Source organism: Micromonospora sp. NPDC004336, assembly GCF_053602615.1.
The window spans coordinates 1-24,753 of record NZ_JBSGDY010000089.1 but is presented as its reverse complement, the minus strand read 5'-3'; the positions used below and the strand labels follow the sequence as shown (position 1 = coordinate 24,753).

The 24,753-nt window shown below is 74.1% G+C and carries 21 protein-coding genes; 12 read left to right on the top strand and 9 right to left on the bottom strand.

Going from position 1 to position 24,753, the window contains the following annotated elements; all coding sequences use genetic code 11:
- Positions 1-136: 136 nt before the first annotated feature.
- Positions 137-430 (bottom strand): antibiotic biosynthesis monooxygenase family protein, encoded by a 294-nt coding sequence (locus tag ACWENR_RS18895; protein WP_452278282.1) that lies wholly within the window; start codon positions 428-430, stop codon positions 137-139.
- A 510-nt stretch (positions 431-940) separates the two neighbouring features.
- Here ACWENR_RS18895 and ACWENR_RS18890 point away from each other — a divergent pair.
- On the top strand, positions 941-1,942 hold the full coding sequence (locus tag ACWENR_RS18890; protein ID WP_452278281.1) for a TerC family protein: 1,002 nt from the start codon (positions 941-943) through the stop codon (positions 1,940-1,942).
- 63 nt (positions 1,943-2,005) lie between these two features.
- Here the strand turns inward: ACWENR_RS18890 and ACWENR_RS18885 are convergent, their stop codons facing one another.
- A complete protein-coding gene (locus ACWENR_RS18885; protein WP_452278280.1) occupies positions 2,006-2,977 on the bottom strand; it encodes a C40 family peptidase in 972 nt (323 codons plus the stop codon).
- Positions 2,977-4,074: a mandelate racemase/muconate lactonizing enzyme family protein gene (locus tag ACWENR_RS18880; RefSeq protein WP_452278279.1), complete on the bottom strand. Its 1,098-nt coding sequence runs from the start codon at positions 4,072-4,074 to the stop codon at positions 2,977-2,979. The genes ACWENR_RS18885 and ACWENR_RS18880 overlap by 1 nt, the downstream gene beginning before the upstream one ends.
- Before the next feature lie 115 nt (positions 4,075-4,189).
- Between ACWENR_RS18880 and ACWENR_RS18875 the strand changes: the two genes are divergently transcribed.
- Complete coding sequence (locus tag ACWENR_RS18875; protein ID WP_452278278.1) at positions 4,190-4,987, top strand: tyrosine-protein phosphatase; 798 nt, start codon at positions 4,190-4,192, stop codon at positions 4,985-4,987.
- Positions 4,988-5,015: 28 nt separating this feature from the next.
- Here ACWENR_RS18875 and ACWENR_RS18870 read toward each other — a convergent pair whose 3' ends face one another.
- Together ACWENR_RS18870 and typA are read right to left on the bottom strand one after the other, a co-directional pair.
- On the bottom strand, positions 5,016-5,876 hold the full coding sequence (locus ACWENR_RS18870) for a serine hydrolase (protein WP_452278277.1): 861 nt from the start codon (positions 5,874-5,876) through the stop codon (positions 5,016-5,018).
- Between the two features lie 187 nt (positions 5,877-6,063).
- Complete coding sequence (gene typA, locus ACWENR_RS18865) at positions 6,064-7,932, bottom strand: translational GTPase TypA (protein ID WP_452278276.1); 1,869 nt, start codon at positions 7,930-7,932, stop codon at positions 6,064-6,066.
- A 135-nt stretch (positions 7,933-8,067) separates the two neighbouring features.
- Here typA and ACWENR_RS18860 point away from each other — a divergent pair, with 135 nt between their 5' ends.
- Positions 8,068-9,465 (top strand): DedA family protein, encoded by a 1,398-nt coding sequence (locus ACWENR_RS18860; RefSeq protein ID WP_452278275.1) that lies wholly within the window; start codon positions 8,068-8,070, stop codon positions 9,463-9,465.
- A 65-nt stretch (positions 9,466-9,530) separates the two neighbouring features.
- Here ACWENR_RS18860 and ACWENR_RS18855 read toward each other — a convergent pair whose 3' ends face one another.
- Entirely contained in the window at positions 9,531-11,657 is a 2,127-nt protein-coding gene (locus tag ACWENR_RS18855) for an MMPL family transporter (RefSeq protein ID WP_452278274.1), read from the bottom strand.
- A 171-nt stretch (positions 11,658-11,828) separates the two neighbouring features.
- Between ACWENR_RS18855 and ACWENR_RS18850 the strand changes: the two genes are divergently transcribed.
- The 5 genes from ACWENR_RS18850 (at position 11,829) to ACWENR_RS18830 (ending at position 17,070) form a co-directional block, all read left to right on the top strand.
- Positions 11,829-12,344 (top strand): MarR family winged helix-turn-helix transcriptional regulator, encoded by a 516-nt coding sequence (locus ACWENR_RS18850; protein WP_452278273.1) that lies wholly within the window; start codon positions 11,829-11,831, stop codon positions 12,342-12,344.
- A 4-nt stretch (positions 12,345-12,348) separates the two neighbouring features.
- Positions 12,349-14,043 (top strand): CocE/NonD family hydrolase, encoded by a 1,695-nt coding sequence (locus ACWENR_RS18845; protein WP_452278272.1) that lies wholly within the window; start codon positions 12,349-12,351, stop codon positions 14,041-14,043.
- 147 nt (positions 14,044-14,190) lie between these two features.
- Positions 14,191-15,057 (top strand): hypothetical protein, encoded by an 867-nt coding sequence (locus ACWENR_RS18840; protein WP_452278271.1) that lies wholly within the window; start codon positions 14,191-14,193, stop codon positions 15,055-15,057.
- Positions 15,058-15,157: 100 nt separating this feature from the next.
- Positions 15,158-15,730 (top strand): ArsR/SmtB family transcription factor, encoded by a 573-nt coding sequence (locus ACWENR_RS18835; protein ID WP_452278270.1) that lies wholly within the window; start codon positions 15,158-15,160, stop codon positions 15,728-15,730.
- Positions 15,727-17,070: an MFS transporter gene (locus tag ACWENR_RS18830; RefSeq protein WP_452278269.1), complete on the top strand. Its 1,344-nt coding sequence runs from the start codon at positions 15,727-15,729 to the stop codon at positions 17,068-17,070. Before ACWENR_RS18835 ends, ACWENR_RS18830 begins: the two co-directional genes overlap by 4 nt.
- Positions 17,071-17,118: 48 nt before the next feature.
- On the opposite strand, the gene ACWENR_RS18825 is transcribed toward ACWENR_RS18830, so the two are convergent.
- Positions 17,119-17,322 (bottom strand): cold-shock protein, encoded by a 204-nt coding sequence (locus ACWENR_RS18825; protein WP_007072071.1) that lies wholly within the window; start codon positions 17,320-17,322, stop codon positions 17,119-17,121.
- A 174-nt stretch (positions 17,323-17,496) separates the two neighbouring features.
- Between ACWENR_RS18825 and ACWENR_RS18820 the strand changes: the two genes are divergently transcribed.
- Complete coding sequence (locus tag ACWENR_RS18820; RefSeq protein WP_452278268.1) at positions 17,497-18,192, top strand: class I SAM-dependent methyltransferase; 696 nt, start codon at positions 17,497-17,499, stop codon at positions 18,190-18,192.
- Positions 18,193-18,291: 99 nt separating this feature from the next.
- Positions 18,292-18,903, top strand: a complete 612-nt coding sequence (locus ACWENR_RS18815) for a DedA family protein (protein WP_452278267.1) — start codon at positions 18,292-18,294, stop codon at positions 18,901-18,903.
- Positions 18,904-18,962: 59 nt separating this feature from the next.
- On the opposite strand, the gene ACWENR_RS18810 is transcribed toward ACWENR_RS18815, so the two are convergent.
- Positions 18,963-19,616, bottom strand: a complete 654-nt coding sequence (locus ACWENR_RS18810) for an MBL fold metallo-hydrolase (protein WP_452278266.1) — start codon at positions 19,614-19,616, stop codon at positions 18,963-18,965.
- Between the two features lie 8 nt (positions 19,617-19,624).
- Complete coding sequence (locus ACWENR_RS18805; RefSeq protein ID WP_452278265.1) at positions 19,625-20,341, bottom strand: maleylpyruvate isomerase family mycothiol-dependent enzyme; 717 nt, start codon at positions 20,339-20,341, stop codon at positions 19,625-19,627.
- A 174-nt stretch (positions 20,342-20,515) separates the two neighbouring features.
- Here ACWENR_RS18805 and rsgA point away from each other — a divergent pair, with 174 nt between their 5' ends.
- A complete protein-coding gene (gene rsgA, locus ACWENR_RS18800) occupies positions 20,516-21,568 on the top strand; it encodes a ribosome small subunit-dependent GTPase A (protein WP_452278264.1) in 1,053 nt (350 codons plus the stop codon).
- Between the two features lie 213 nt (positions 21,569-21,781).
- Positions 21,782-24,721: an excinuclease ABC subunit UvrA gene (uvrA, locus tag ACWENR_RS18795; protein WP_452278263.1), complete on the top strand. Its 2,940-nt coding sequence runs from the start codon at positions 21,782-21,784 to the stop codon at positions 24,719-24,721.
- Positions 24,722-24,753 lie beyond the last annotated feature (32 nt).

Genomic DNA, 24,753 nt, shown 5'->3' with positions numbered 1-24,753 from the left:
CCCAGGAGACGCTCTCTCCGCAGGACCGGGCGCAGGGCAGGCATCTGGGCCAGGCCACCGGGCCCGGCGCCCCCGAGCCCGTCGGGACCGACGGCCGCGCGTGCACGGCGAAGGATAGGGCGGGGGTACGACAGCCTCAGGCCGGCACGTCGACGAAGTGCTCGACCAGCGGCGGGTTGGCGAAGTGCGGGCCGATCAGCGCCCGCCACCGGGAGAAGCGCTCGGTGGCCCGGAAGTTGTCGTTGTGCGCCTCGACCGAGTCCCACTCGACCAGCAGCACGAACCGCGACGGGGACTCGACGCCCCGGGTCATCCGCACCGACCGGCAGCCCGGCGTGCCGGCGAGCACCGGGTGCCCCTCGGCGTACGCGGCGGCGAACGCGTCCTCGTGTCCGGGCAGTACGTCGATGAGCGCGACCTCAAGCACCATGACGGCAGCCTTTCACGCGGCCGTTGCGGCCGGGCGTCGCGGGGGGTGGGTTCCCGGCGGTCGGTCGGTCGGCCGTCGCCGGCCCGCCGGCCCGCCGGGCGGCCAGGCCCCGCCGTCAGCACGACGGCCCCGCCATCACACCTAGCCTCCTAGGAAGCCTTGCGGGAGGTGTGCCCGGCGACACCGCGAAACCCAGGGCGGTTCGCCACATCGCGGAACGCACGCGCGGCAGCCGGGTCCGGCGGGAAAGCCACCGGGAGCCCCGGGTGTGGTGACTGGCCGTGGTGGGCAAGAATGACGGACGAGGAGGGGAGTATTCCCTCGCGACGGAGTCGTCAGCACGGTCGAGCGCCGATCCCCGGTGGACGACCCGGCCCCGTCGGTCACCGCCTCCCGGGGCGATGGCGGAAGAGACCTCCGACAGTCACCAGAGTCAGCGTCGCCGGCACACCGCGCCCACCGAGGGCGTACGGTGTGCCCGTCGTTGCGTGTCTGCCGGAGGAATGAGCCTTGGACGTGTCCGGACTGGTCTGGGCGGGGACCCTCGTCGTACTGACCGGGATCCTGCTCGTGGATCTGCTGATCATCGGCCGCCGGCCGCACGAGCCGAGCGTGCGCGAGTCGAGCCTGTGGGTCGGCTTCTACGTCGCCCTGGCCCTGATCTTCGGCGCCGGCGTCTGGCTCGCCTCCGGGGCGCGTTCGGCAGGGGAGTTCTATACCGGCTGGCTGACGGAGTACAGCCTCTCGGTCGACAACCTCTTCGTCTTCGTGATCATCATGGCGCGCTTCGGCGTGCCCCGGAAGTACCAGCAGAAGGTGCTGCTCATCGGCATCGTGCTGGCGCTGGTCATGCGGGGCGGGTTCATCGCCGCCGGCGCGGCGCTGATCTCCCAGTTCTCCTGGGTGTTCTACATCTTCGGCGCGTTCCTCATCTACACCGCGGTCAACCTCGCCCGGCAGGGCGAGCCGGACGAGGACGACTTCAGCGAGAACGTGCTGATCCGGTGGAGCCGCAAGGCGCTGCCCATCTCCCGGGACTACGACGGGGCGAAGATGACGACCCGCTCGCCGAAGGGCAAGCGGATGTTCACCCCGATGCTGATCGTCATGATCGCCATCGGCACCACCGACCTGATCTTCGCGCTCGACTCGATCCCGGCGATCTTCGGCATCACGCAGGAGCCGTACCTGGTCTTCACCGCCAACGTCTTCGCGCTGATGGGTCTGCGGCAGCTCTACTTCCTGCTCGGCGGCCTGCTGGAGCGGCTCATCTACCTCACCTACGGCCTGGCCGTGGTGCTCGGCTTCATCGGCGTGAAGCTGGTGCTGGAGGCGCTCGCCGAGAACAACCTGCCGTTCGTCAACGGCGGGGAGCACGTCTCGTGGGCCCCGCACATCCCGATCTGGCTCTCGCTGACGGTCATCCTCGGCACCCTCGCCGTGGCGACCGTGGCCAGCCTGGTCAAGTCCTCCTACGACCGACGCCGGGTGCTGGCCGACGCCCGCCGCTGAGGCGTACCCGCGCGACGAGGGGGCGCTCCCGGACCGGGAGCGCCCCCTCGTGCCGTGTCCAGGTCAGACCCGGTGCGCGCCCACCAGGGTGGCGGTGCGCTCGGCGGGCAGTCGCTCCTCCAGCACCCGGCGCTGCCGGTAGCAGGCGTGCAGCATGCGCCGGTCGTCGCCGGGGCGCGGGTCGGCGGTGACGATGCCGATGTGGTGGATCTTCCGGCCGGGCCGGGCGAAGAAGTAGAGGTCGCCGGGGCGTTCGGTGCCCAGCGGCACCGGGGTGGTCGCCGCCGCCTGGTCGTCGGCGTCGCGCGGCAGCAGCAGGCCGAGCCGCCGCCAGGCCAGGTGGACCAGGCCGGAGCAGTCGATGCCGTACGCCGACACCCCGCCCCAGATGTAGACCACGTCGAGCAGCCGCCGGGCGATCGCCAGCACCTCGCCGGCCGACGGGGGCGTGGTGGGTACCGGCACGGCGTCGGCGGCGGGCAGCCAGAGCGGGTCGGGGTGACCGGGCGCGTGCACCGGGCGCCAGCCGTCGACCGCCGGGCCGGCCGGGGTCAGCCCGGTGCCGAGCACCACCCCGGGCACCACCTCGGCTCCGCCGGGCGCGGCGCGCAGGGCGGTGACGGTGGCGTCGACCACGAGCGGGTCGCCCTCGGCGGTGACCGCTGCGGTGGTGAGCTGGTCGGCGGGCAGCCAGCCGGGGTAGCCGCGCGGGTCCAGCTTGGCGGCCGGCTGCTCGACGGCCACCACGTGTGCCCAGCCGTCCGGGCGCACCTCGGTGACGAGCACCCGTTCGCCGAGCAGCAGCTGGCTCAGCACGCAGTCGCCGACCTGCTGGTCGGTGTCCATGCCGGCGATCCAGCCGGCGATGTCGGTGCGGGCGGCGAGGGCGGGCCGGTCGACGGGCCGCACCGCCTCGGGGCAGGTCCAGAGGGTCGCGACGGCGACCCGGACCACGGCCTCCCGGCCGGCTTGCAGCTCCACGTCCACCCCCAGCTCGGTTGTCTCCGCGACCCTATGAAAGTTTTCGCCAAGCATCAATTACGAGTCTGCATCTTTGCTTCAGTCACGGAGGTCACGCCGAGCCCCGGCGCGTCCGGCAGCACGACGGACGCGCCGTCGTACCGCAGGCCGCCCCGCACCGGCGACCAGGCCAGCCACCAGGCGGCGTCGAGGTCGGAGACGGCCGTGGTGCGGTAGGCGGCGACCAGGCTGGCGGCGGCGCCGATGCCCACCTGGCTCTCCATCATCGACCCGACGACCGTGCCGAGGCCGTGCGCGGCGGCCAGGTCCAGCAGGGTCCGGGCGGGGTGCAGGCCGCCGCACTTGGCGAGCTTGACGTTGACCATGTCGGCGGCCCGGCGACGGATCACCTCGACCAGGTCCCGGACGCCGAAGACCGACTCGTCGGCGAGGATCGGCACCTCCACCCGGTCGCTGACCCAGGCCAGCCCGTCGAGGTCCCAGCGGGCGACGGGCTGCTCGACCAGTTCCACGTCCAGCCCGGCGTCCTCGACGCCGCGGATGACCCGGACCGCCTCGCGCGGGGTCCAGCCCTGGTTGGCGTCGAGCCGGATCCGCACGTCCGGGCCGACCGCCGCCCGCACGGCGCGGACCCGCTCCAGGTCGCCGGCGGCGTCGGTGCCCACCTTCATCTTGAGCACGCCGAAGCCCTCCGCCTGCCGCTGCCGGGCCGCCGACGCCAGGTCCACGGCGTCGCCCGCGGCGAGCGTGACGTCCGTGGGGACCCGCAGGCCCGTGCCGCCCAGCAGCCGCACCAGCGGTACGCCGAGCCGCCGCGCCGCCAGGTCGTGCAGCGCGACGTCCACGGCGGCCTTGGCCGCCTCGTTGCCGACGACGGCGCGCTGCACCTCGGTGCAGCGGGCCACGAGGTCGTCGGCGTCCCGGCCGGTCAGGGTGGGGCCGAGCAGGTCGCGCACGCACGCCTCGGAGCCGGCGACCGAGGCGCCGGTCACCTGCCACACCTGCGGCGCCTCGCCGTAGCCGGAGCGGCCGTCGGCGTCGACGATCTCCACGACCAGGGTCTCCACGGTGGTGGTGCGGCGCAGCGCGGTGACGAACGGGGTGTGCAGGGGGGCGGAGAGCCGGTGGGTGCGGACCGCGGCGATCGTCATGTGCGGCACCCTATACGGACACGCACGGGCGAAGGGGAGGCCGCATGAGCGAGCGAGTCGTCGGGCGCGGGGCCGTGGCGCCCCGGGCCGCACGAGGTGCGGACGGGGCTGCGGGATGAGCGGGCGGGACTGGGAACTGGTGGGCGCGCCGAACGCCCGGGACCTCGGCGGGCTGGTCGGCGCGGACGGCCGGCGGGTGCGCAGGGGCGTGCTGATCCGCACCCCGGCGCTGGGCCGGCTGGCCGACGAGGACCTGCCGGTGCTGGCGAAGCTGGGCCCGGCCTGCGTGGTCGACCTGCGGGACCACTCGGAGATCGCGGTCGCGCCGCCGGACCGGTTGCCGGGCGAGCCGACGGTGGTGCACCTGCCGGTGCACGACGCCGAGCACCCGGTGTTCACGTACGTCTCGGCGGTGCTGCTCGGTCACGACCTGGGGGCGTACGCGGCCCTGGCCGAGGAGGGCACCCCGGCGGCGATGGCGGCGATCTACCGCTGGTTCGTCACGGGTGAGTCGGCGCGGGAGAGCTTCGGGGCGGCGGTGCGGCTGGCGGCACAGGCGCGGAACCTGCCGCTGGTCTACCACTGCTCGGCGGGGAAGGACCGCACCGGCTGGTTGACGGCGCTGCTGCTCGGCGCGCTCGGCGTGGACGAGGCGGCGATCCGGGCGGACTACCTGGCCAACAACCGGCTGACCGAGAGCCTGCGGGAGGTCATCCTGGAGGCGATGCGCCGGCGGCAGCCGGGGTTGGACGTCGCGGCGGTGCGTCCGGTGCTGGAGGTGCGGCCGGAGTACCTGGACGCCGCGTACGCGGAGGTGCGCCGGGTGCACGGCTCGTTCGGGGCGTACCTGCGCGACGGGCTGGGGGTCACCGACGACGTCGTGGCGGCGCTGCGGGCGCACCTGTTGGAGTGACGCCCGCCGCCGCTGCTCCCGCGAGAAGTCAGAGGTCGTGCCGCGCGGCCCAGGCGGCGGCGGAGATCCGCGCGATCAGCCGGCAGGCGTCGTCCTCGGCCTCCTCGCCGGTGGGGCCGCCGTCGGCGAGATCGGTGGTGGTGCAGGCGACGACCGCGTACGGTGGCGCGTCGCCGGGGAAGACCACCCCGGCGCCGTGCCGCACGCCCCGCACCCAGCCGTTCTTGTGCGCGATGCGGGTGCCCTCGGGCAGCCCGGCGGCCAGGTCCTCGCGGTGTTCCTGGGCGAACAGGACGTCCAGCATGGCGGCGCAGCCGGCCGGCGAGGCCAGCGGGCCGGGGGTGTCGGCCCCGGCGGCCAGCGCGCCGAGCAGGGCGGCCAGGTCGGCGGCGGTGACCAGGTTGGTGACGCCCGCGTCGCGGGCCGCGAAGTCCTCGATGCCCCGCCCGGTGACGCTGTGCCGGGCCCCGGCCAGGGCCCAGACCTCCGCTACCGCCGGCAGCCCGACGTGGCCGATGACGAGGTTGGTGGCCAGGTTGCTGGAGCGGACGATCATCCGCTGGGCGAGCCAGCGCAGCGAGGCGGTGCCGCCGACCCGGTCCCAGACGGCCTCGTCGTTGTCGTAGTGGCGGGCGCAGGAGAACCGGGCCGCGCCGGGCTGCGCCGAGTCGAACTCGTTGCGCACCGGCACCGGGGCGTCCAGGTCGAGGGTGCCGGCTTCGGCGGCCCGGTGCAGCGCGACGAGCACCGCCACCTTCATGGTGCTGGCCGCGTAGTGGGTGGCGTCGGAGTGCCGGGTCCAGGTGGGGGCGGCGCCGAGCCGTCCCACGTACGCCGACACGGTGCCGGGCACCCCGTCCAGGTGTGCGTCGAGTTCGTCCCAGGTCATGCGGGTGACCGTAGCGGATCACCGGCGGGGTGGTCGTACCGTGCCGGTCGTGGCGGCACCGGCGGGCACCATCCGCGCCGCGGGTGTCGCCCCGGCTCGCCATCGGCCCGGGCCGGCGCGGGGCCGTGACGGCGGAGCCCGGACCGCGAGGGGCGGTCCGGGCTCCGGGGGCGGCTGCGACGGTACGTCAGCCGGCGTGCTTGCGTCGGGCGGCGGCCCGGCCGCGGAGCTGCTGGTCGAGCACGACCTTGCGGATCCGTACGGCGGCCGGGGTGACCTCGACGCACTCGTCCTCGCGGCAGAACTCGAGGGCCTGCTCCAGCGACAGCTTGCGCGGCGGGATCAGCTTCTCGGTCTCGTCGGCGGTCGACGAGCGCATGTTGGTGAGCTTCTTCTCCTTGGTGATGTTGACGTCCATGTCGTCGGAGCGGGAGTTCTCCCCGACGATCATGCCCTCGTACACCTCGGTGCCGGGCTCGACGAAGAGCTGGCCGCGCTCCTGGAGGTTGGTCATCGCGAAGGCGGTGACCGCGCCGGCGCGGTCGGCGACGAGCGAGCCGTTGTTGCGGGTGCGCAGCTCGCCGAACCACGGCTCGTAGGACTCGAAGACGTGGTGCAGGATGCCGGTGCCACGGGTCTCGGTGAGGAACTCGGTGCGGAAGCCGATCAGGCCGCGGGCCGGGACCAGCCACTCCATCCGGATCCAGCCGGTGCCGTGGTTGACCAGCTGCTCCATGCGGCCCTTGCGGGTCGCCAGCAGCTGGGTGATCGCGCCGAGGTATTCCTCGGGGGCGTCGATGGTGAGCCGCTCGACCGGCTCGCAGGTCCTGCCGTCGATCTCCTTGGTGACGACCTGCGGCTTGCCCACGGTCAGCTCGTAGGACTCGCGGCGCATCTGCTCGACCAGGATGGCCAGCGCCAGCTCGCCGCGGCCCTGGACCTCCCAGGCGTCGGGCCGCTCGGTGGGCAGCACCCGCAGCGACACGTTGCCGATCAGCTCCTTGTCGAGCCGGTCCTTGACCATGCGGGCGGTGACCTTGGCGCCCTTGACCCGGCCGACCAGCGGCGAGGTGTTGGTGCCGATGGTCATCGATATGGCCGGCTCGTCGACGGTGATCAGCGGCAGCGGCTGCGGGTTCTCCGCGTCGGCCAGGGTCTCGCCGATCATGATCTCGGGGATGCCGGCGACCGCGATGATGTCGCCCGGGCCGGCCGACTCGGCCGGCTTGCGCTCCAGGCCCTCGGTCATCAGCAGCTCCGAGATGCGGACCCGCTGGGTGCTGCCGTCGGTGCGGCACCAGGCCACGGTCTGGCCCTTGGTGATGGTGCCCTGCCGCACCCGGCACAGCGCCAGCCGGCCGAGGAACGGGGAGGCGTCGAGGTTGGTGACGTGCGCCTGCAGCGGCGCGTCCTCGTCGTAGGCGGGCGGCGGGATGGTGTCGAGCAGCGTGCGGAACAGCGGCTCGAGGCTGTGGCTGTCGTCGGGGACGGCGCCGTCGGCGGGCTGGGTCAGCGAGGCGATGCCGTCGCGCGCGCAGGCGTAGACGATCGGGAAGTCGATCTGCTCCTCGTCGGCGTCCAGGTCGAGGAAGAGCTCGTAGGTGTCGTCCACGACCTCCTTGATCCGGGCGTCGGGGCGGTCCACCTTGTTGATCACCAGGATGATCGGCATGCGGGCCTTGAGCGCCTTGCGGAGCACGAACCGGGTCTGCGGCAGGGGACCCTCGCTGGCGTCCACCAGCAGCACCACCCCGTCGACCATGGTGAGGCCGCGCTCGACCTCGCCGCCGAAGTCGGCGTGGCCGGGGGTGTCGATGATGTTGATGGTCACCGGGTCGGAGCCGTCGGCCGGCAGGTACCGCACGCCGGTGTTCTTGGCCAGGATGGTGATGCCCTTTTCCCGTTCGAGGTCCATCGAGTCCATGACCCGCTCGGTTACCTCGCCGCGGGCGCCGTAGGCGCCGGCCTGCCGCAACATGGCGTCGACCAGGGTCGTCTTGCCGTGGTCGACGTGGGCGATGATGGCGACGTTGCGGAGGTCGGTGCGAAGCTGCATACGCTTCATACTCCTGTCTGCGGTTGCCGGGGCACGCGTCGGGGTCTCCCCCCAGATGGCCCGGATCTCTGCCGAAACTGATGTTCCGACCGTTTCAGCGCCTGGCATGCTGACCCCCGTGGGAATGGGGGCCCGATGCACGACCTGCTGACCTGGCTGCAGGGCCTGCCGCCCCTGCTGATCTATGTGATCGCCGCGACGATCGTCGCGGGGGAGACCGCCGTGATCTTCGGTCTGCTGGTGCCGGGCGAGGCGACCCTGCTGCTGGTCGGTTTCCTAGCGTACGCGGGGACGCTGCGGCTCGCGCCGGCCCTGCTGGTGATGATGCTTGCAGCAGTGATCGGGGACACACTCGCGTTCCGTGCCGGCCGGCGGTACGGGCCGCGGGCGCGGGCGGGGCGGTGGAGCGCCCGGGTGGGGCACCAGCGGTGGGGTCGGGCGGAGGCGATGCTCGGCCGGCTGGGCGGGCGCGGGGTGCTGACCGCCCGCTGGGTGGCCTTCGCCCGCACGCTGGTGCCCCGGCTGGCGGGGGCGGCGGGGATGCCGTACCGGCGGTTCGCGCCGTGGAACCTCGCCGGCGTGGTGACGTGGGTGGGCGGCTCGGTGCTCGCCGGCAACCTGGCCGGGGAGTCGTACGAGACGGTCTCCCGGCTGCTGGGGCGGGCCACCGGCGCGGTGCTGGTGCTGGTGGTGGCGCTGGTCGCGGTGGTGCTCGCCGGGCGGTGGCTGGGCCGCAACCCGGATCCGGCCCGCGCGTTGGCCTCCCGGGCCGCCGGGCTGCGGCCGGTGCGCTGGCTCAGCGGCCGCTACGGCGTGCTGTTCTTCCTGCTCGCCATGTACGTGGGGCCGACCTGGACGTTGCTGATCAATCTGGTCGGCGGGCTGCTGCTGCTCTTCGTGGCCGGGCTCGCCATCGCGTGGGTGCTCGAGGCGGTGGTCCGGCACAGCGGGCTGGCGGCGGTCGACGGCGCCATCGCCGACTGGTTCGCCGCCCGGCGTACGCCCGGTGCGGTCGACGTCACGCTGGCGGTGGTGTCGGCGCTGCGGGGGCCGTCGCTGATCGCGCTGGTGGCCGTCGTGGCGGCGGTGCTGGCCTGGCGTAACCGGCCGTGGCGGGCGGACCTGCTCGGTGTCGTCGGCACGGTGGGGGCGTTCGTGCCGCTGGTGGTGCTCGCCGTGGTGGCGGAGCTGACGGGGCCGGGCGTCGGGGGTCCGGGCGGCCGGGACGCCGGGCTGTTCCCGACGCAGAACGCCGTGGTGGCGGCCAGCCTCTGCACCCTGGCCTGGCTGCTGTCGCGCGGGGCGCGCTGGCCGGTGGCGGTGGCCGCGTGGACCGGCGCCGCGGCGGGGGTGGTCGGCATCGTCGGCGCCCGCCTCTACCTGGGTCTGAGCAGCGCCAGCGGCAGCGCCACGGCGGTGCTGCTGGGGGTGGCGTGGACGGCGTTGTTCGTGGTGGCGTGGGCCACCCGCGACCGGGCGGTGGGCGGGGCGTCGGCGGAGCCGGAACCGTCGACGGTGCCGGCCGAGGCCTGAGGTGGTCCGGCGGCGCGGGCCGGGGGTCGTGACGTGGCCGCCACGACCCCCGGGTGCCGCGTCGGTCAGTCCCGGGCCGCCACCGGCTGCGGGGCCGGGGCGTCGTCGGAGGCGGGTCGGGCAGCGATCCGGCCGGGCCACCAGAAGCGGTCGCCGAGCGTGAACGCCAGCGCCGGCACCAGGACCGTCCGGACGAGCAGCGTGTCCAGCAGGACGCCGATGCAGACGATGACCCCGATCTGGGTGAGCAGGAGCAGCGGCAGGACGCCGAGGACGGCGAAGACCGCCGCGAGCAGGATGCCGGCGCTGGTGATGACGCCGCCGGTCACCCGCAGCGCCGACAGCATGCCGTCGCGGGTGCCGGTGCGGCGGGCGTCCTCGCGGGCCCGGGTGACGAGGAAGATGTTGTAGTCCACGCCGAGGGCCACGAGGAACACGAAGGCGAGCAGGAGCACGCCGCTGTCCAGCGCCGGCATGTCGAGCACGTGGTCGAAGAGCAGCCACGACGCGCCGATGCTGGCGAAGAACGAGGCGATCACCGTGAGCACGAGCAGCACCGGCGCGACGAGGCCGCGCAGGAGCAGCACCAGCACCGCGCCGACGAGCAGCAGGATGATCGGCAGGATCAGCCGCAGGTCCCTGCCGTTGGCCTCGTTCTCGTCGTAGGTGGCGGCGACGGCGCCGCCGACGACAGCGCCGTCGAACGCGGGTGCGCCCTGCACCGCCGGCGGGGCGGAGCCGGGGACCGCCACGACGGTGTCCCGCAGGGCCTCGACGGCCCGGTTCGCGGCCTCGGTGCCCGGTTCGGCCTCCAGGACGACGTCGACCTGGGCGACCCGGTCGCCCGCCTCGCCGGGGCGCGCGGAGGCGACGCCGGGCACGGCGGCGGCGGCGTCCGTGACGGCCTTGGCCGCCGCGGGGGTGGTGAGCACCGCGACCGGCTGGGTCGTGCCGGCGGGGAAGGCCCGGGCGAGGGTCTCGGCGCCGGCGACCGCCTCGGGCTTGACCCGGAACTGCTCGGTCTCCGACAGGCCGGTGTTGATGCCGAGCCCGCCGAGGGCGAGCGCGGCGAGCAGCAGCGTGGCGAGCACCGCGACCGGCGCGGGGCGGCGTTCGACGGCGGCGCCGAGGCGGCCCCAGAGCCGGCCCTCGCGAACCGCTCCGCCGACCCGGGGCACGAAGGGCCAGAACAGGCCGCGTCCGAAGATCACCAGGACCGCCGGGAGGACGAACAGGGCCGAGAGCATGGCGAGGACGATGCCCGTCGCGCAGGCCACGGCGAGGGCGCGGTTGAGTTCCTGCTCGGACAGCAGCAGGGTGAGCACGCCGAGGACGACGGTGGAGCCGCTGGCGAGGATGGGCTCGGCGACCCGCCGCAGCGCCGCGCGCATCGCCGCGAACCGGTCCTCCTCCCGGCGCAGTTCCTCGCGGTAGCGGGCGATGAGCAGCAGGGCGTAGTTGGTGGCGGCGCCGAAGACGAGGACGCTGGCGATGCCGGTGACGGCGCCGCCGGGCAGGTTGATGCCGACGGCCGGGACGATCGTGTCGAGGGCGCGCAGCGTGAGCTGCTCGGTGGCGGCGACGACGACCAGGGGCACGATCCACAGGAACGGGCTGCGGTAGGTGATCAGCAGCAGCAGCGCGACGACGGAGGCGGTGACGATGAGCAGCGTGGTGTCGGCGCCGTCGAAGACCTTCGTCAGGTCGGTGGTGAAGGCGGGCCCGCCGGTCACCTCCACCTTCAGCCCCTGCGGCACGTCGTCCAGGGACGCGCGGAGCTGGTCGATGCGGCCGGCGATCTCCTCCTGCCCGCCGGCGGTCGACAGCGGGACGGCGACGAGCGCCACGGTGCCGTCGGGGGAGATCTGCGGCGGGCTGACGCGTCCGCCGGCGGCGAACCGGCCGAGGTCGCCGGACTGACCGGTCAGGGCCGCGCGGTCGGCCTCGGTGAGGGCGGCCCGGTCGGCGCGGCTGACCACCACGATCGCCGGCTGGACGTCGCGGGAGGGCAGCTGCTCCTGGAGGCGCTCCACCTGGGTCGACTGCCACTGCGTCGACAGGCCGGTCGACGAGACGGGGGCGGGGTTGTCGGGCTTGGGCAGCCCGAAGACGACGGCGCCGAAGACGATCGCGGCGACCACGGTGAGCCACGCGGCCAGGCGGCCGCGGGCCACGCGGGTGAACACTGACATCGGATGCCCTTCACGGTCTCTCGGCTGGTTTCCTGCCACGTACGCAAGACCTCGTGGACGGCGCAAAGTGCCGGCGGTCGAGTATCTTGATAACCGAGATTATCGACTGCTGAGTTATGCTGCAACCGGGACGGACGGCAGGAGGCGGCGACCGACGTGGCAGGTCACGGCATGTACCGACGGCGCGACACCCGGCGCGAACGACTGATCGCCGAGATCGGGGCCGAGCTGCGGCGCTACTCCGTCGACGCCCAGCACATCGGGCACGCCTTCGCCGGCCTGCACGGCCTCAACGCCACCGACCTGCAGGCGCTGATCGCGGTGATGGACGCCGAGCTGGTCGGCCGACCGGTCACCCCCGGCCGCCTCGGCGAGCAGCTCAACCTCTCGTCCGGTTCCGTCACCGCCCTGATCGACCGGCTGGAGCGCGCCGGCCACATCCGCCGCGACCGCGACACCGCCGACCGGCGCAAGGTCCTCCTGCACTACGCCGAGCGGGGCGCCGCGCTCGCCATGGACTTCTTCCGCCCCCTCGGCCGGCGCACCGACGACGTGATGGCCGGCTTCGACGACGACGAGCTGGAGGTGGTGCACCGGTTCATGACCGCGATGACCGCCTCGATGCGGGAGCACCGCGACGCGGTGCGCGCGGCGCGCGACGAGCCGGCCCGGCGCGCGAACGGCTGACGTCGTGCTCGACCGGCTGGCCGCCCGCCTCGCCACCGCCGCGCTGCGGCTGCCGGCCGCGCGCGCCCGCCGGGTGACCCTCACCCGGGGCGTCCCGGTGCGGATGCGCGACGGGGTGCCGCTGCGCGCCGACCACTACGCCCCGAACCTGCCCGGCGCGCCGACCGTGCTGGTCCGCACGCCGTACGGGCGGGGCGGGCCGATGCGGCTGCTGGGCCGGCTGGCCGCCGAACGCGGATTCCACGTGGTGATCCAGTCGTGCCGGGGCACGTTCGGCTCCGGCGGCACGTTCGACCCGCTGGTGCACGAGCGCGACGACGGGCTGGACACCCTCGACTGGCTGCGCCGCCAGCCCTGGTGGTCCGGCGCGTTCGGCATGTTCGGCGCGAGCTACCAGGGCTTCGTGCAGTGGGCGCTGGCCGCCGACGCGGGGGAGGAGCTGCGGGCGATGGTCGCGGTGGTGACCGCCTCGGGCACCCGCGACTCGACGTACGCCGGGGACTCGTTCGCCCTCGACACGGTGCTCACCTGGGCCGAGCTGCTCCAGGCCCAGACCGTGCCCTGGCTGGCCCGGCAGTGGGAGCTCAAGCGCGGCCAGCCCCGGCTGACGGCGGCGCTGGCGCACCTGCCGCTGGTCGAGGCGGACCGGGTGGCCACCGGCGTGACCGTGCCGTTCTTCCAGGAGTGGCTGCGCCATCACACCCCCGACGCCGGCTACTGGCGCGACCGCGTCTTCGGCGACCGGATCGCCGAGGTCAGGGCCCCGGTGGCGATGGTGACGGGCTGGCACGACATCTTCCTGCCGGCCCAACTGCGCGACTTCGCGGCGCTGCGCGCGGCCGGCGCCCACCCCCGGCTCACCGTCGGGCCGTGGACGCACGGCAGCCCCGGGCTCTTCGTGGCCGCCCTGCGCGACGGGCTGGACTGGCTGGACGAGCACCTCGCCGGCCGGCCCCCGCAGCGGGGCACCGCCGCCGGCCGGGTGGCGCCGGTGCGGGTGCACGTCGGCGGGGCCGGCGGCGGCTGGCGGGACCTGCCGGACTGGCCGCCGCCGTCGGTGCCGACGCGTTGGCACCTGCACCCCGGCGGAGGGCTGCGTACCGCCGCCGCCGTCCCCTCGGCGCCGGACCGGTTCCGCTACGACCCGGCCGACCCGACGCCCTCGCTCGGCGGGCCGTTGCTCGTCGCCCAGCGGGCCGGGCCGGTCGACAACCGCCCGGTCGAGGCCCGACCCGACGTGCTGACCTACACCAGCGCCCCGCTCGCCGCGCCCGTCGAGGTGGTCGGCCCGGTACGCGCCGAGATCCACCTGCGCAGCGAGCTGTCCCACCTGGACGTCTTCGTGCGACTGTGCGACGTGGACCGGCGCGGCCGGTCGTGGAACGTCTGCGACGGGCTGGTCCGCGTCGCGCCCGGCCGGTATCCCACCGACCCGGCCGGCGTGGTGACCGTGCCGGTGGAGCTCTGGCCCGCGGCGCACCGGTTCGCGCCCGGGCACCGGCTGCGCGTGCAGGTCTCCGGCGGCGCCCATCCGCGCTACGCGCGCAACCCCGGCACGGGCGAGATGCTCGGCACCGCGGTCACCCTGCGTGCCGGCTGGCGGGAGATCCTGCACGACCCGCAGCGACCGTCCGCTGTGGTCCTACCGATCATGCCCGGTGGCTCCAAGCTTTCTCTCAGCCGAAATAACCCCTCCTGACCTGGGCATTCATTTATAGACGGCGCTATGGTGGGGTCAATGCCCGGCGCTGTGCACCACTCGGCCGGGCCTGAGCGTGAGGCCTCACCCCGCCTACGCGGTGTCACCGTCGTGCCCGGCCCCCGACCATTCGCAAGGGGGGAACCCATGACGCGGGCACCGGAGAACCTGCTGACCGTCCGCCGTCTGCTGCTCGATCACCTCGACCTCGACCCCGACACGTCCCGCAGCCAGGATCTGGAGCCCGCCGAGGTCGGCATCGTCGGCGACCCCGCCCACCGGGGCGGCTACCACTGCGGCTCCGACCGGGTGGTGACCAACGACTACTCCGTCGTCGAGTCGCCCCGCGACTCGGCCGGCCTCACCCTCGACGCGGCCGCGCTCGACGTCGGCCTGTTCCGGGTCGCCGTCGGCGGCCGCACGCACGACCTGCGCAGCTTCTCCACCTGGTGCGTGGCGCAGTGCGTCGCCGACACCCCGGACACCAGGGACATCAGGGAGATCATCTACTCGCCCGACGGCGCCGTCGTGCGGCGCTGGGACCGGCTCCGCCGGCGCAGCGGCGGGGACGACTCGCACCTGTGGCACACCCACTTCAGCTTCTTCCGCGACTCGATCAAGGCGAACCGGGACCAGACCCCGCTGTTCCGCCGTTACCTGACCACCATCGGACTTCTGGAGGACGACATGAGCGCGCAGGCCGAGAGCCAGATCAACAGCATCTACGCGGGCATGTTCTACGGCGGGTCGAGCATGGGGCGCAGCGTCGACCCCGATGCCGGCGGGCCCGCGACGGCCAGCAACAGCCTGGTGGCGAAGCTGGACTACACGATGCAGCGCCTCGACGCGGTCGCCGCGCAGCTCACGACCCTGTCCGGCAGGGACTTCACCGACGAGCAGGCGATCGTCGCGGGCGTCCTCGCCACGCTCACCCCCGAGAAGATCGCCGCGGCGATCCCCGCCACCATGGCCGAGCAGGTCGCCGACGAGCTCGCCCGCCGGCTGGCCGCCTGATCCCGACACCCCGGTCCCCCGGGGGCGTGACGGACACCGGCAACGATGATTTCGCAATGAATGTTGCGCAACCATCGTTGCCGGTGTCAGACTGCTCGGCATGACAAACCCCGACGTACGCCAGGTCACCGACTCGCGGGTCCTCGCCGCGCTGTCGCACCCGCTGCGCCGCCGGCTGATGGACGTGCTCAAGGTGCACGGACCCTCGACAGTCGGCCTGCTCGCCGAGCGGACCGGCCAGGCGCCGGCGAACGTGAGCCACCACCTCAAGGTGCTGGCCGGCGCCGAGCTGGTCGAGGAGGCGCCCGAGCTGGCCCGCGACCGCCGGGAACGGTGGTGGCGCCTGGTCAGCCGCGGCGTGCGCTGGTCCCACTCGGATTTCGACGACCCCGCCGCCCGGGCCGTCGCCGACGCCGCCACCTCGCTCAACCTGGACCGGCACGTCGCCCTCGCCCGTTCCTGGCACGCCGCAGACGAGGCCAGCCAGGCCGCCTGGGAGGACGGGCCCTTCTCCACCGACCGGTGGATGCACCTGACCCCGGAGGAGCTGGCCGAACTGAGCAGCGAGGTGACCGAACTGCTCGCCCGGTGGGCCGACCGTGACGTGCCCGACGACGGGCGCACGCGCGAGCCGGTCTTCGTGTTCGCCTACGGCATCCCGGCCACCCCGTGACGCGGCCCGCCGCGCCGCCCCGCACCCCGGACGCCGGCGCGCCACGGCCCGGGCCCGCCGCGTCGACGCCGCAGTCCGCCGCGCCCGCCCCGGCGCCGCCGCGGGGCGGCCTGCTGCGGCACCGGGACTTCCGGCTGCTCTGGGCCGGGCAGACGGCCAGCTCCATCGGCAGCAACGTCACGACCGTGGCGCTGCCCCTGGTCGCGGTGACCGTGCTCGACACGGGCACCTTCGGCGTCGCGGTGCTCACCGCCGCCGCCTGGTTGCCGTGGCTGCTCTTCGGCCTGCCGGCCGGCGCCTGGGTGGACCGGCTGCCGCGCCGGCCCGTGATGATCGCCTGCGACCTGATCTGCGCGTTGCTGTTCCTCAGCGTCCCGGTCGCCGCCCTGCTCGGCGTGCTGACCGTCGGGCAACTGCTCGTCGTGGCGCTGGGTGCCGGGCTGGCCCGGGTCTTCTTCGAGACGGCCGAACAGGTCTACCTGCCCGTGCTGCTGCGCCCCGAACAGGTGCCGGAGGGCAACGCCAAGATCCAGGCCACCCAGACCGCGAGCTACGTGCTCGGCCCCGGCATCGCCGGCGTCGTCGCGCAGGTCGTCGGGGCGGTCGCCGCGCTGCTGCTCGACGCGCTGACCTTCCTGTTCTCCGCGGCCTGCCTGCTGCGCATCCGCACCGTCGACAGGCGCCCCCGACGCGTCGAGGGGTCCCGGTCGCTGCGCCGGGAGATCGGGGAGGGGATCCGGTTCGTCGCCCGCGACCCGTACCTGCGGGTGCTCGCCGTCTTCGGCGCGGCCAGCAACGTGGGCCTGATCGGCTACCAGGCCGTCCTCGTGGTCTTCCTCGTCCGGGAGGCACGCCTCGCGCCCGCGTCGGTCGGCGCGTTGATCGGGGCGATGAGCCTCGGCGGCATCGCCGGAGCGCTGCTGGCCACCCGGCTCGGCCGGCGGCTCGGCACCGCCCGCGCCATGCTGTTGGCCGGAGCGCTCGCCGGCCCCACGGCGCTGCTGATCCCACTCGCCGGCCCCGGCGGGCGGCTGGCCCTGCCGGCGATCGGCGGCATCCTGGTCAGCCTCGGGGTGGCGATCGGGAACGTGCTCAAGGGCAGCTTCCGGCAGACCTACACCCCGCACCACCTGCTCGGCCGGGTGACGGTGAGCATGCAGATGCTCAACTACGGCACGATCCCGTTGGGCGCCGTGCTGTCCGGGGCGATCGGCGCGGCGTACGGCGCGGGCACGGCGATGGCCGTGATGACCGGCTGGCTGGCGCTCACCCCGGTGATCCTGCTGGTCGGGCCGCTACGGCGGCGACGGGACCTGCCCGTCGCGCCGGAGCTGCCCTGAACGCGCTGCGGCGGCGGCCGGCTCCCGGCCGCCGCCACCGGCACGGATCTACATCGGGCGGACGTTGTCCGCCTGCGGACCCTTCTGCCCCTGGGTCACCTCGAACTCGACCTTCTGGCCCTCGTTCAGCTCCCGGTAACCGCTCGTCGCGATGGCCGAGTAGTGGACGAAGACGTCCGGACCTCCGCCGTCCTGCTCGATGAAGCCGAAGCCCTTTTCCGAGTTGAACCACTTAACCGTGCCGGTTGCCATGCATCTCTCCCTGTTCCAATGCGGGTGACCTTCGGTCGTCGACCGAATGATCGCCCGGTACCACCCCGACAGTAACCGGCCAAACCCCGATTCGCTGGCCGAAGTGCCGTAGGCGGCGTGGTGAACTCTCGGGCGCGCCGTGCGAAAGCGGCGCGGCGACCCGTCCGCTGGGGCATGCTTGCGCCGGTGAGGGGTGTCGCGGCCGTCGCGCTGACCGAGCTGGAGCGGGAGATCGACGCTCCGGGCGGCGGGCTGGACCGGCTCCGGTTGGTGCGGATCCCGTTCGTGCCCGAGGTGCGGCTGCACCTGGCCGAGGACGCCATCGTCTGGTGGGCCCGGATGGAGGCGCGCGCCGGGCACGCCCTGCCGCCGCCGTACTGGGCCTCGGTCTGGGCCGGCGGGCAGGCCCTCGCCCGGCACCTGCTCGACCACCCCGACCTCGCGGCCGGGCGCCGCGTGCTCGACCTGGCCGCCGGGTCCGGCCTGGTGGCGATCGCCGCCGCGCTCGCCGGCGCGGAGCGGGTCGTCGCCAACGACATCGACCCGTACGCGGTCGCCGCGACGACCGTCAACGCCCGCGCCAACCGGGTGACGGTCGCGGCCACCGGCGGCGACCTGCTCGACTCCGATCCGGCCGGAGTGGACCTGCTCGTCGCCGGGGACGTGCTCTACGACGAGGCGATGGCCGCGCGGGTGCTGCCCTTCCTGCGCCGGGCCGCCGCGACCGGCGCCGACGTGCTGGTCGGCGACCCGGGGCGGGGGCACCTCCCGCTGGACGTGCTGGCGGCCGTGGCCTGTTATCCCGTGCCGACAACCGAGCCCGCCGTCGACTCGCCCGTGCGGCGGGTGCAGGTGCTGCGACCCCGCTGACGCGGGCGCTCTCAGGGTCGACCCTGAGCCGGATACCAGGGGGCGGTGGGGGATCGGACCCGATGCCCGGGGTGGCCGGGCGGCCATAGCGTACGGGGCATGACGGAATGGCTGGCCCAGGTCGGAGAGCTTCCCACCACCCTGCTGATGGGGGTGCTGGGGGTGGTGATGCTCTTCGACGCCGTGCCGCTGCTCGGGGTGCTGGTCCCCGGCGACGTCGCGATCCTGGCCGCCATGGGGGTCGGGGGGCCCCTCACCGGCGTCAGCACCTTCGCCGTCGTGGTGGCCGGCTGCCTGTCCGGCTGGTCGCTGAGCTTCCTCGCCGGCCGCCGGTACGGGGAGCGGCTGCGACACAGCCGGATCGGCGGGTGGATCGGCGAGGAGCGCTGGGCGGCGGCGGAGGGCATCCTCCAGCGCGGGGGCGGCCGGATGGTGCTGGTCGCGCCGTTCCTGCCGGTGTTCAACGCGCTGCTGCCGCTGGCGGCGGGCGGGCTGCGGATGTCGTACCGGCGCTTCCTGGGCCCGGCGGCACTCGGCGCCGCGGCCTGGGCGGGTCTCTACCTGGCGCTGGGCAGCGCCTCACGATCGCTGGCCGGGCTGCTTCCCGGCGGGTCCAGCCCGATGCTGGTCACCATGGCGGTCGGGCTGGTGCTGGCGGGGGTCGTGCTGATGGGCACGCGGCGCCGGTTGCGGGCGGTCACGGGGGCCTGACCGCAGCCCACCGGGGGAGCGGGGCCGGGCGCGTGGTCACGCCCGGCCCCGCTGGGGGCTCACCAGCCCCGGGCGCGCCACTGCGGCAGCGCCGGGCGCTCCGCGCCGAGCGTGCTGTCCTTGCCGTGGCCCGGATAGAACCACGTCTCGTCGGGCAGCCGGTCGAAGAGCTTGTGCTCGACGTCGTCGATGAGCGCGGCGAAGCGCTCCGGGTCCTTGTCGGTGTTGCCGACCCCGCCGGGGAAGAGGCTGTCGCCGGTGAACAGGTGCGGCGTGCCGGCCGGGTCGCGGTAGAGCAGGGCGATCGAGCCCGGGGTGTGCCCCTTGACGTGGATGACCTCCAGCGCGCAGTCACCCACCGCCACGGTGTCGCCGTCGGTCAGGGTCTCCGCCTCGATCGGCAGCCCCGCCGCGTCGTCGGCGTGCACCAGCGGCCGCGCGCCGGTCTTGGCGACCACCTCCTCCAGGGCCACCCAGTGGTCCATGTGCTGGTGGGTGGTGACCACCGTGGCCAGCCCCGCGTCGCCGACGAGGTCGAGCAGCCGGGGCGCCTCGTTCGCCGCGTCGATGAGCACCTGCTCGCCGGTGGCCCGGCAGCGCAGCAGGTAGGCGTTGTTGTCCATCGGGCCCACCGACACCTTGGTGATGGTGAGCCCGTCGAGCTCACGTACGGCCGGCGCACCGCCGGGCGTGACGTCTCCGCTGTAGGTCATGAGGTTGCCTATATCCATTCCGGTGGTTGCGGCAGCGGACCGTCCGGGGTGACGGTCAGCACGGTGCCGGGGCTGCGGCCGATCAGCCAGGCGGCGAGTTCGGGGGCGGAGCCGGTGACGGTGGGCGCGGCCGCCCGGTCGCCGACGACGACCTCGTGCCGGCTGCCGTCGAAGCGCAGCACCATCGGCGGCACGTCGGCGCGCTCGGCGAGACCGCCGGCCACCTCGTGCAGCAGCCGGTGGGCGAACGCCTCGGGCCAGTCGGCCGGCCGGTAGCCGGCGGCGAGGTCCACGTGGTGCACCTCGACCTCGCGCAGCCGGCCCCAGACCAGCATGGTCGCCGGCCAGGGGCCGCGCCGCGTCTGTACCGTGGCCGCCCACGCCTCGACCGGCATCGCCGCGACCGCGTCGGTGAACCGGTCGGCCGAGCGGCGCAGGTCGTCGAGGTGGGCGTCGGGTGGCCGGGCGGCGCCGGCCTCGATGTCGGCGTCCCGGGCCTGCGCGGAGGCGTACATCGGGACCGGCTCGCCCGTGCGCGCCGCGGTGAGCAGGTTGACCATGGCGTCGGCGTTGCGGGCCAGGTGCGCCAGGACGTGCCCGCGGGTCCAGCCCGGCAGCAGCGACGCGGCGGCGACGCCCGCGTCGTCGAAGGCGGCGGCGGTCCGCAGCAGGCGGTCCGTGGCCGCGTCCACCTCGCCGGTCAGCAGAAGCGGGTCAGTCGTCACGCCACCGACCCTATCGGCCGGCCGGCCGTCCGTCGCCGGGGAAATCGCTTTCGGCGCGTCGCCGTACGCCCTACCGTCGGCGTCACGACGCGGCACCGGGAGGTCGGAAGGAGGTGGTGACGTTGCCGGTCCACGCACGCGTGCACCACCCGCTACGACACCGATGAGGATGCCATGACCATCGATCTGACCGCCCTCGGCTGGGACGCCGACCGGGCGACACACGTACGACGACGCGGCGGTCGCCGCCCGGGCCGGGTGGCCCGGGTGGACCGCGGCGTCTGCACGGTGCTCTGCGCGGACGGTCCGGTCCGCGCCACCCTGGGCGGCGCGGTCCTGTCCGCCGCCGCCCGGGACCTGACCCGCCTGCCGTGCGCGGGCGACTGGGTGCTGCTCGGCGCCTGGCCGGACGGCAACGTGACCGTGGAGGCGGTGCTGCCGCGGCGTACCGCCCTGGTCCGGCGGACCGCCGGCAAGGACGCCAGCGGCCAGGTGCTCGCCGCCAACCTCGACGCCGCCGCCGTGGTCGAGCCGGTGCACCCGGAGCCGGACACCGGCCGCATCGAGCGGCTGCTGTCGCTGGCGCACGAGTCCGGCGCCCGGCCGCTGGTCGTGCTCACCAAGGCCGATCTCGCGGCCGACCCGGAGGCGGTGGCGCGCCAGCTCGCCGCGGTCGCCCCGGGGGTGCCGGTGCTGGCGGTCAGCGCCGAGCGGGGCACCGGGCTGGAGCCGCTGCGCGCCGAGGTGGCGCCGGGCCGCACGCTCGGCCTGCTCGGCCCGTCCGGCGCCGGCAAGTCCAGCCTGGTCAACGCCCTGGCCGGGGCAGCGGTGATGCCCACCCAGGCGATCCGGCGGGTCGACGGCAAGGGCCGGCACACCACCACCTGGCGGGCGCTGATCCCGGTGCCCGGCGGCGGCGCGGTGCTCGACACCCCGGGGGTGCGGGCGGTCGGCCTGCTGGACGGCTCGGTGGGGCTGGACCGGGCGTTCGCCGACATCGCCGAGCTGGCCACCGGCTGCCGCTACGGCGACTGCGGGCACGACGGCGAGCCCGCCTGCGCGGTGCGCGAGGCGTTGGACAGCGGCGAGCTGCCGGTGCGCCGCTGGGAGAGCTGGCGGCGGTTGCAGCGGGAGCTGGCGCACGAGAGCCGGCGGCGGGAGACGCGGCTGGCCGCCGAGCGTCGCGGCGGCTGGCGTTCGGCCCGCCGTCGGGCCGCCCGCCCCTGACGGACGTGCGCGCGAGGCCGGTCGACGACCGGCCCCGCGCGGTCCGCGGGCGCGGCCGACCGGGCTGAGCTGGGGGAATGTGCCGGCGGGGAAAAGTGTCGTACCTCGGGGCTAGAGTTGCCGGGGCGCCTTTCCTGCGCGCACACAACCGCTCAGACCAGCCTCAGAGCGGACATTTCCTCCTCATCTTCTTCACCCGGGAGTACACGGACAGTGGCCGACCGACTGATAATCCGTGGCGCGCGCGAGCACAACCTGCGTGACGTCAGTCTCGACCTGCCCCGGGATGCCCTGATCGTCTTCACCGGGCTCTCCGGGTCGGGCAAGTCGAGCCTGGCCTTCGACACGATCTTCGCCGAGGGGCAGCGCCGCTACGTCGAGTCGCTGTCGTCGTACGCGCGGCAGTTCCTCGGCCAGATGGACAAGCCGGACGTCGACTTCATCGAGGGCCTGAGCCCGGCCGTCTCCATCGACCAGAAGTCCACCTCGCGCAACCCGCGCTCGACGGTGGGCACCATCACGGAGGTCTACGACTACCTCCGGCTGCTCTTCGCCCGCATCGGCGAGCCGCACTGCCCGGTCTGCGGCGAGCGGATCTCCCGGCAGACCCCGCAGCAGATCGTCGACCGGGTCCTCGCCATGACCGAGGGCACCAGGTTCATGGTGCTCGCGCCCGTGGTGCGCGGCCGCAAGGGCGAATACGTCGACCTCTTCGCCGAGCTCCAGGCCAAGGGCTACGCCCGGGCCCGGGTCGACGGCGTGGTGCACCAGCTCACCGAGCCGCCGAAGCTGAAGAAGCAGGAGAAGCACACCATCGAGGTGGTGATCGACCGGCTCACCGTCAAGCCGAGCGCCAAGCAGCGGCTGACCGACTCCGTCGAGGCCGCCCTGGGCCTGTCCAACGGCCTCGTCCTGCTCGACTTCGTCGACCTGCCCGACGGCGACCCGGAGCGCGAGCGGCGCTACTCCGAGCACCTGGCCTGCCCCAACGACCACCCCCTCGCGATCGAGGACCTGGAGCCCCGGGTCTTCTCCTTCAACGCGCCCTACGGCGCGTGCCCGGAGTGCACCGGCATCGGCACCAAGAAGGAGGTCGACCCCGAGCTGGTCGTCCCCGACCCGGAGCGCACCCTGCGCGAGGGGGCGATCCAGCCCTGGTCGACCGGGCACAACCTGGAATACTTCCTCCGCCTGCTGGAGGCCCTCGGCGAGGCCGAGCACTTCGACGTCGACACCCCGTGGCGGGCCCTGCCGTCCCGGGCGCAGAAGACGATCCTGCACGGCTCCGACGACCAGGTGCACGTGCGCTACCGCAACAAGTTCGGCCGCGAGCGCTCCTACTACACCGGCTTCGAGGGCGTGGTGCAGTGGATCGAGCGCCGGCACACCGACACCGAGTCGGAGTGGTCGCGGGAGAAGTACGAGGGCTACATGCGGGACGTGCCCTGCGCGGCCTGCGGCGGCGCCCGGCTCAAGCCCGAGGTGCTCGCGGTGACCCTGGCCGGCAAGAGCATCGCCGAGGTCTGCAACCTCTCCGTCGGGGAGGCCGCCGACCTGCTCGCCGGCATCGAGCTGACCGACCGGCAGAAGATGATCGCCGAGCGGGTGCTCAAGGAGATCAACGCCCGGCTGAAGTTCCTGCTCGACGTCGGCCTGGACTACCTCTCCCTCGACCGGCCGGCCGGCACCCTCTCCGGCGGCGAGGCGCAGCGCATCCGGCTGGCCACCCAGATCGGCTCCGGCCTGGTCGGCGTGCTCTACGTGCTCGACGAGCCGTCGATCGGCCTGCACCAGCGCGACAACCACCGGCTCATCGAGACGCTGCTGCGGCTGCGCGGGCTGGGCAACACGCTGATCGTGGTCGAGCACGACGAGGACACCATCCGGGTGGCCGACTGGATCGTCGACATCGGCCCGGGCGCGGGCGAGCACGGCGGCAAGATCGTGCACAGCGGCTCGGTGCCGGCGCTGCTGGAGAACCCGGAGTCGGTGACGGGGGCATACCTGTCCGGCCGCCGGTCGATCCCGACGCCGCGGCAGCGCCGCCCGCAGACGTCCGGCCGGGAGCTGGTCGTGCACGGCGCGCGGGAGCACAACCTGCGCAACCTGACCGTGTCGTTCCCGCTCGGCCAGCTCATCGCGGTCACCGGCGTCAGCGGCTCCGGCAAGTCCACGCTGGTCAACGACATCCTCTACGCGGTGCTGGCCAACCAGATCAACGGCGCGCGGCTGGTGCCCGGGCGGCACACCCGCGTCTCCGGGCTGGAGCACGTCGACAAGGTCGTCGGCGTCGACCAGTCGCCGATCGGGCGCACGCCGCGCTCCAACCCGGCCACCTACACCGGAGTCTGGGACCACGTCCGCAAGCTCTTCGCCGAGACCACCGAGGCCAAGGTCCGGGGGTACGGCCCCGGCCGGTTCTCGTTCAACGTCAAGGGCGGCCGCTGCGAGGCCTGCTCCGGCGACGGCACCATCAAGATCGAGATGAACTTCCTGCCCGACGTGTACGTCCCGTGCGAGGTCTGCAAGGGCGCCCGCTACAACCGGGAGACCCTGGAGGTCCACTACAAGGGCAAGACCGTCTCGGACGTGCTGGAGATGCCGATCGAGGAGGCGGCCGAGTTCTTCTCCGCCATCCCGGCCATCCACCGGCACCTCAAGACGCTTGTCGACGTCGGCCTCGGCTACGTCCGGCTCGGCCAGCCCGCGCCGACGCTCTCCGGCGGCGAGGCGCAGCGGGTCAAGCTCGCCTCGGAGCTGCAGAAGCGCTCCACCGGCCGCACGGTCTACGTGCTGGACGAGCCGACCACCGGCCTGCACTTCGAGGACATCCGCAAGCTGCTGATGGTGCTGGAGGGGCTGGTCGACAAGGGCAACACCGTGATCACCATCGAGCACAACCTCGATGTGATCAAGTCGGCCGACTGGCTGATCGACATGGGCCCCGAGGGCGGCCACCGGGGCGGCACGGTGCTCGCCACCGGCACCCCCGAGGAGGTCGCGGAGGTGCCCGAGAGCCACACCGGGCAGTTCCTGCGGCAGGTGCTCAAGCTCGACGGCGAGGCCAAGGGTGCGGCGAAGGCCACCTCCCGCGCGGCCAAGGCCAACGGGACGAAGCCCCGGGCGCGGAAGGTCCCCGCCGGGGCCCGCTGATCCGCCGTGGCGTGCCCCGGACGGGTCAAGAC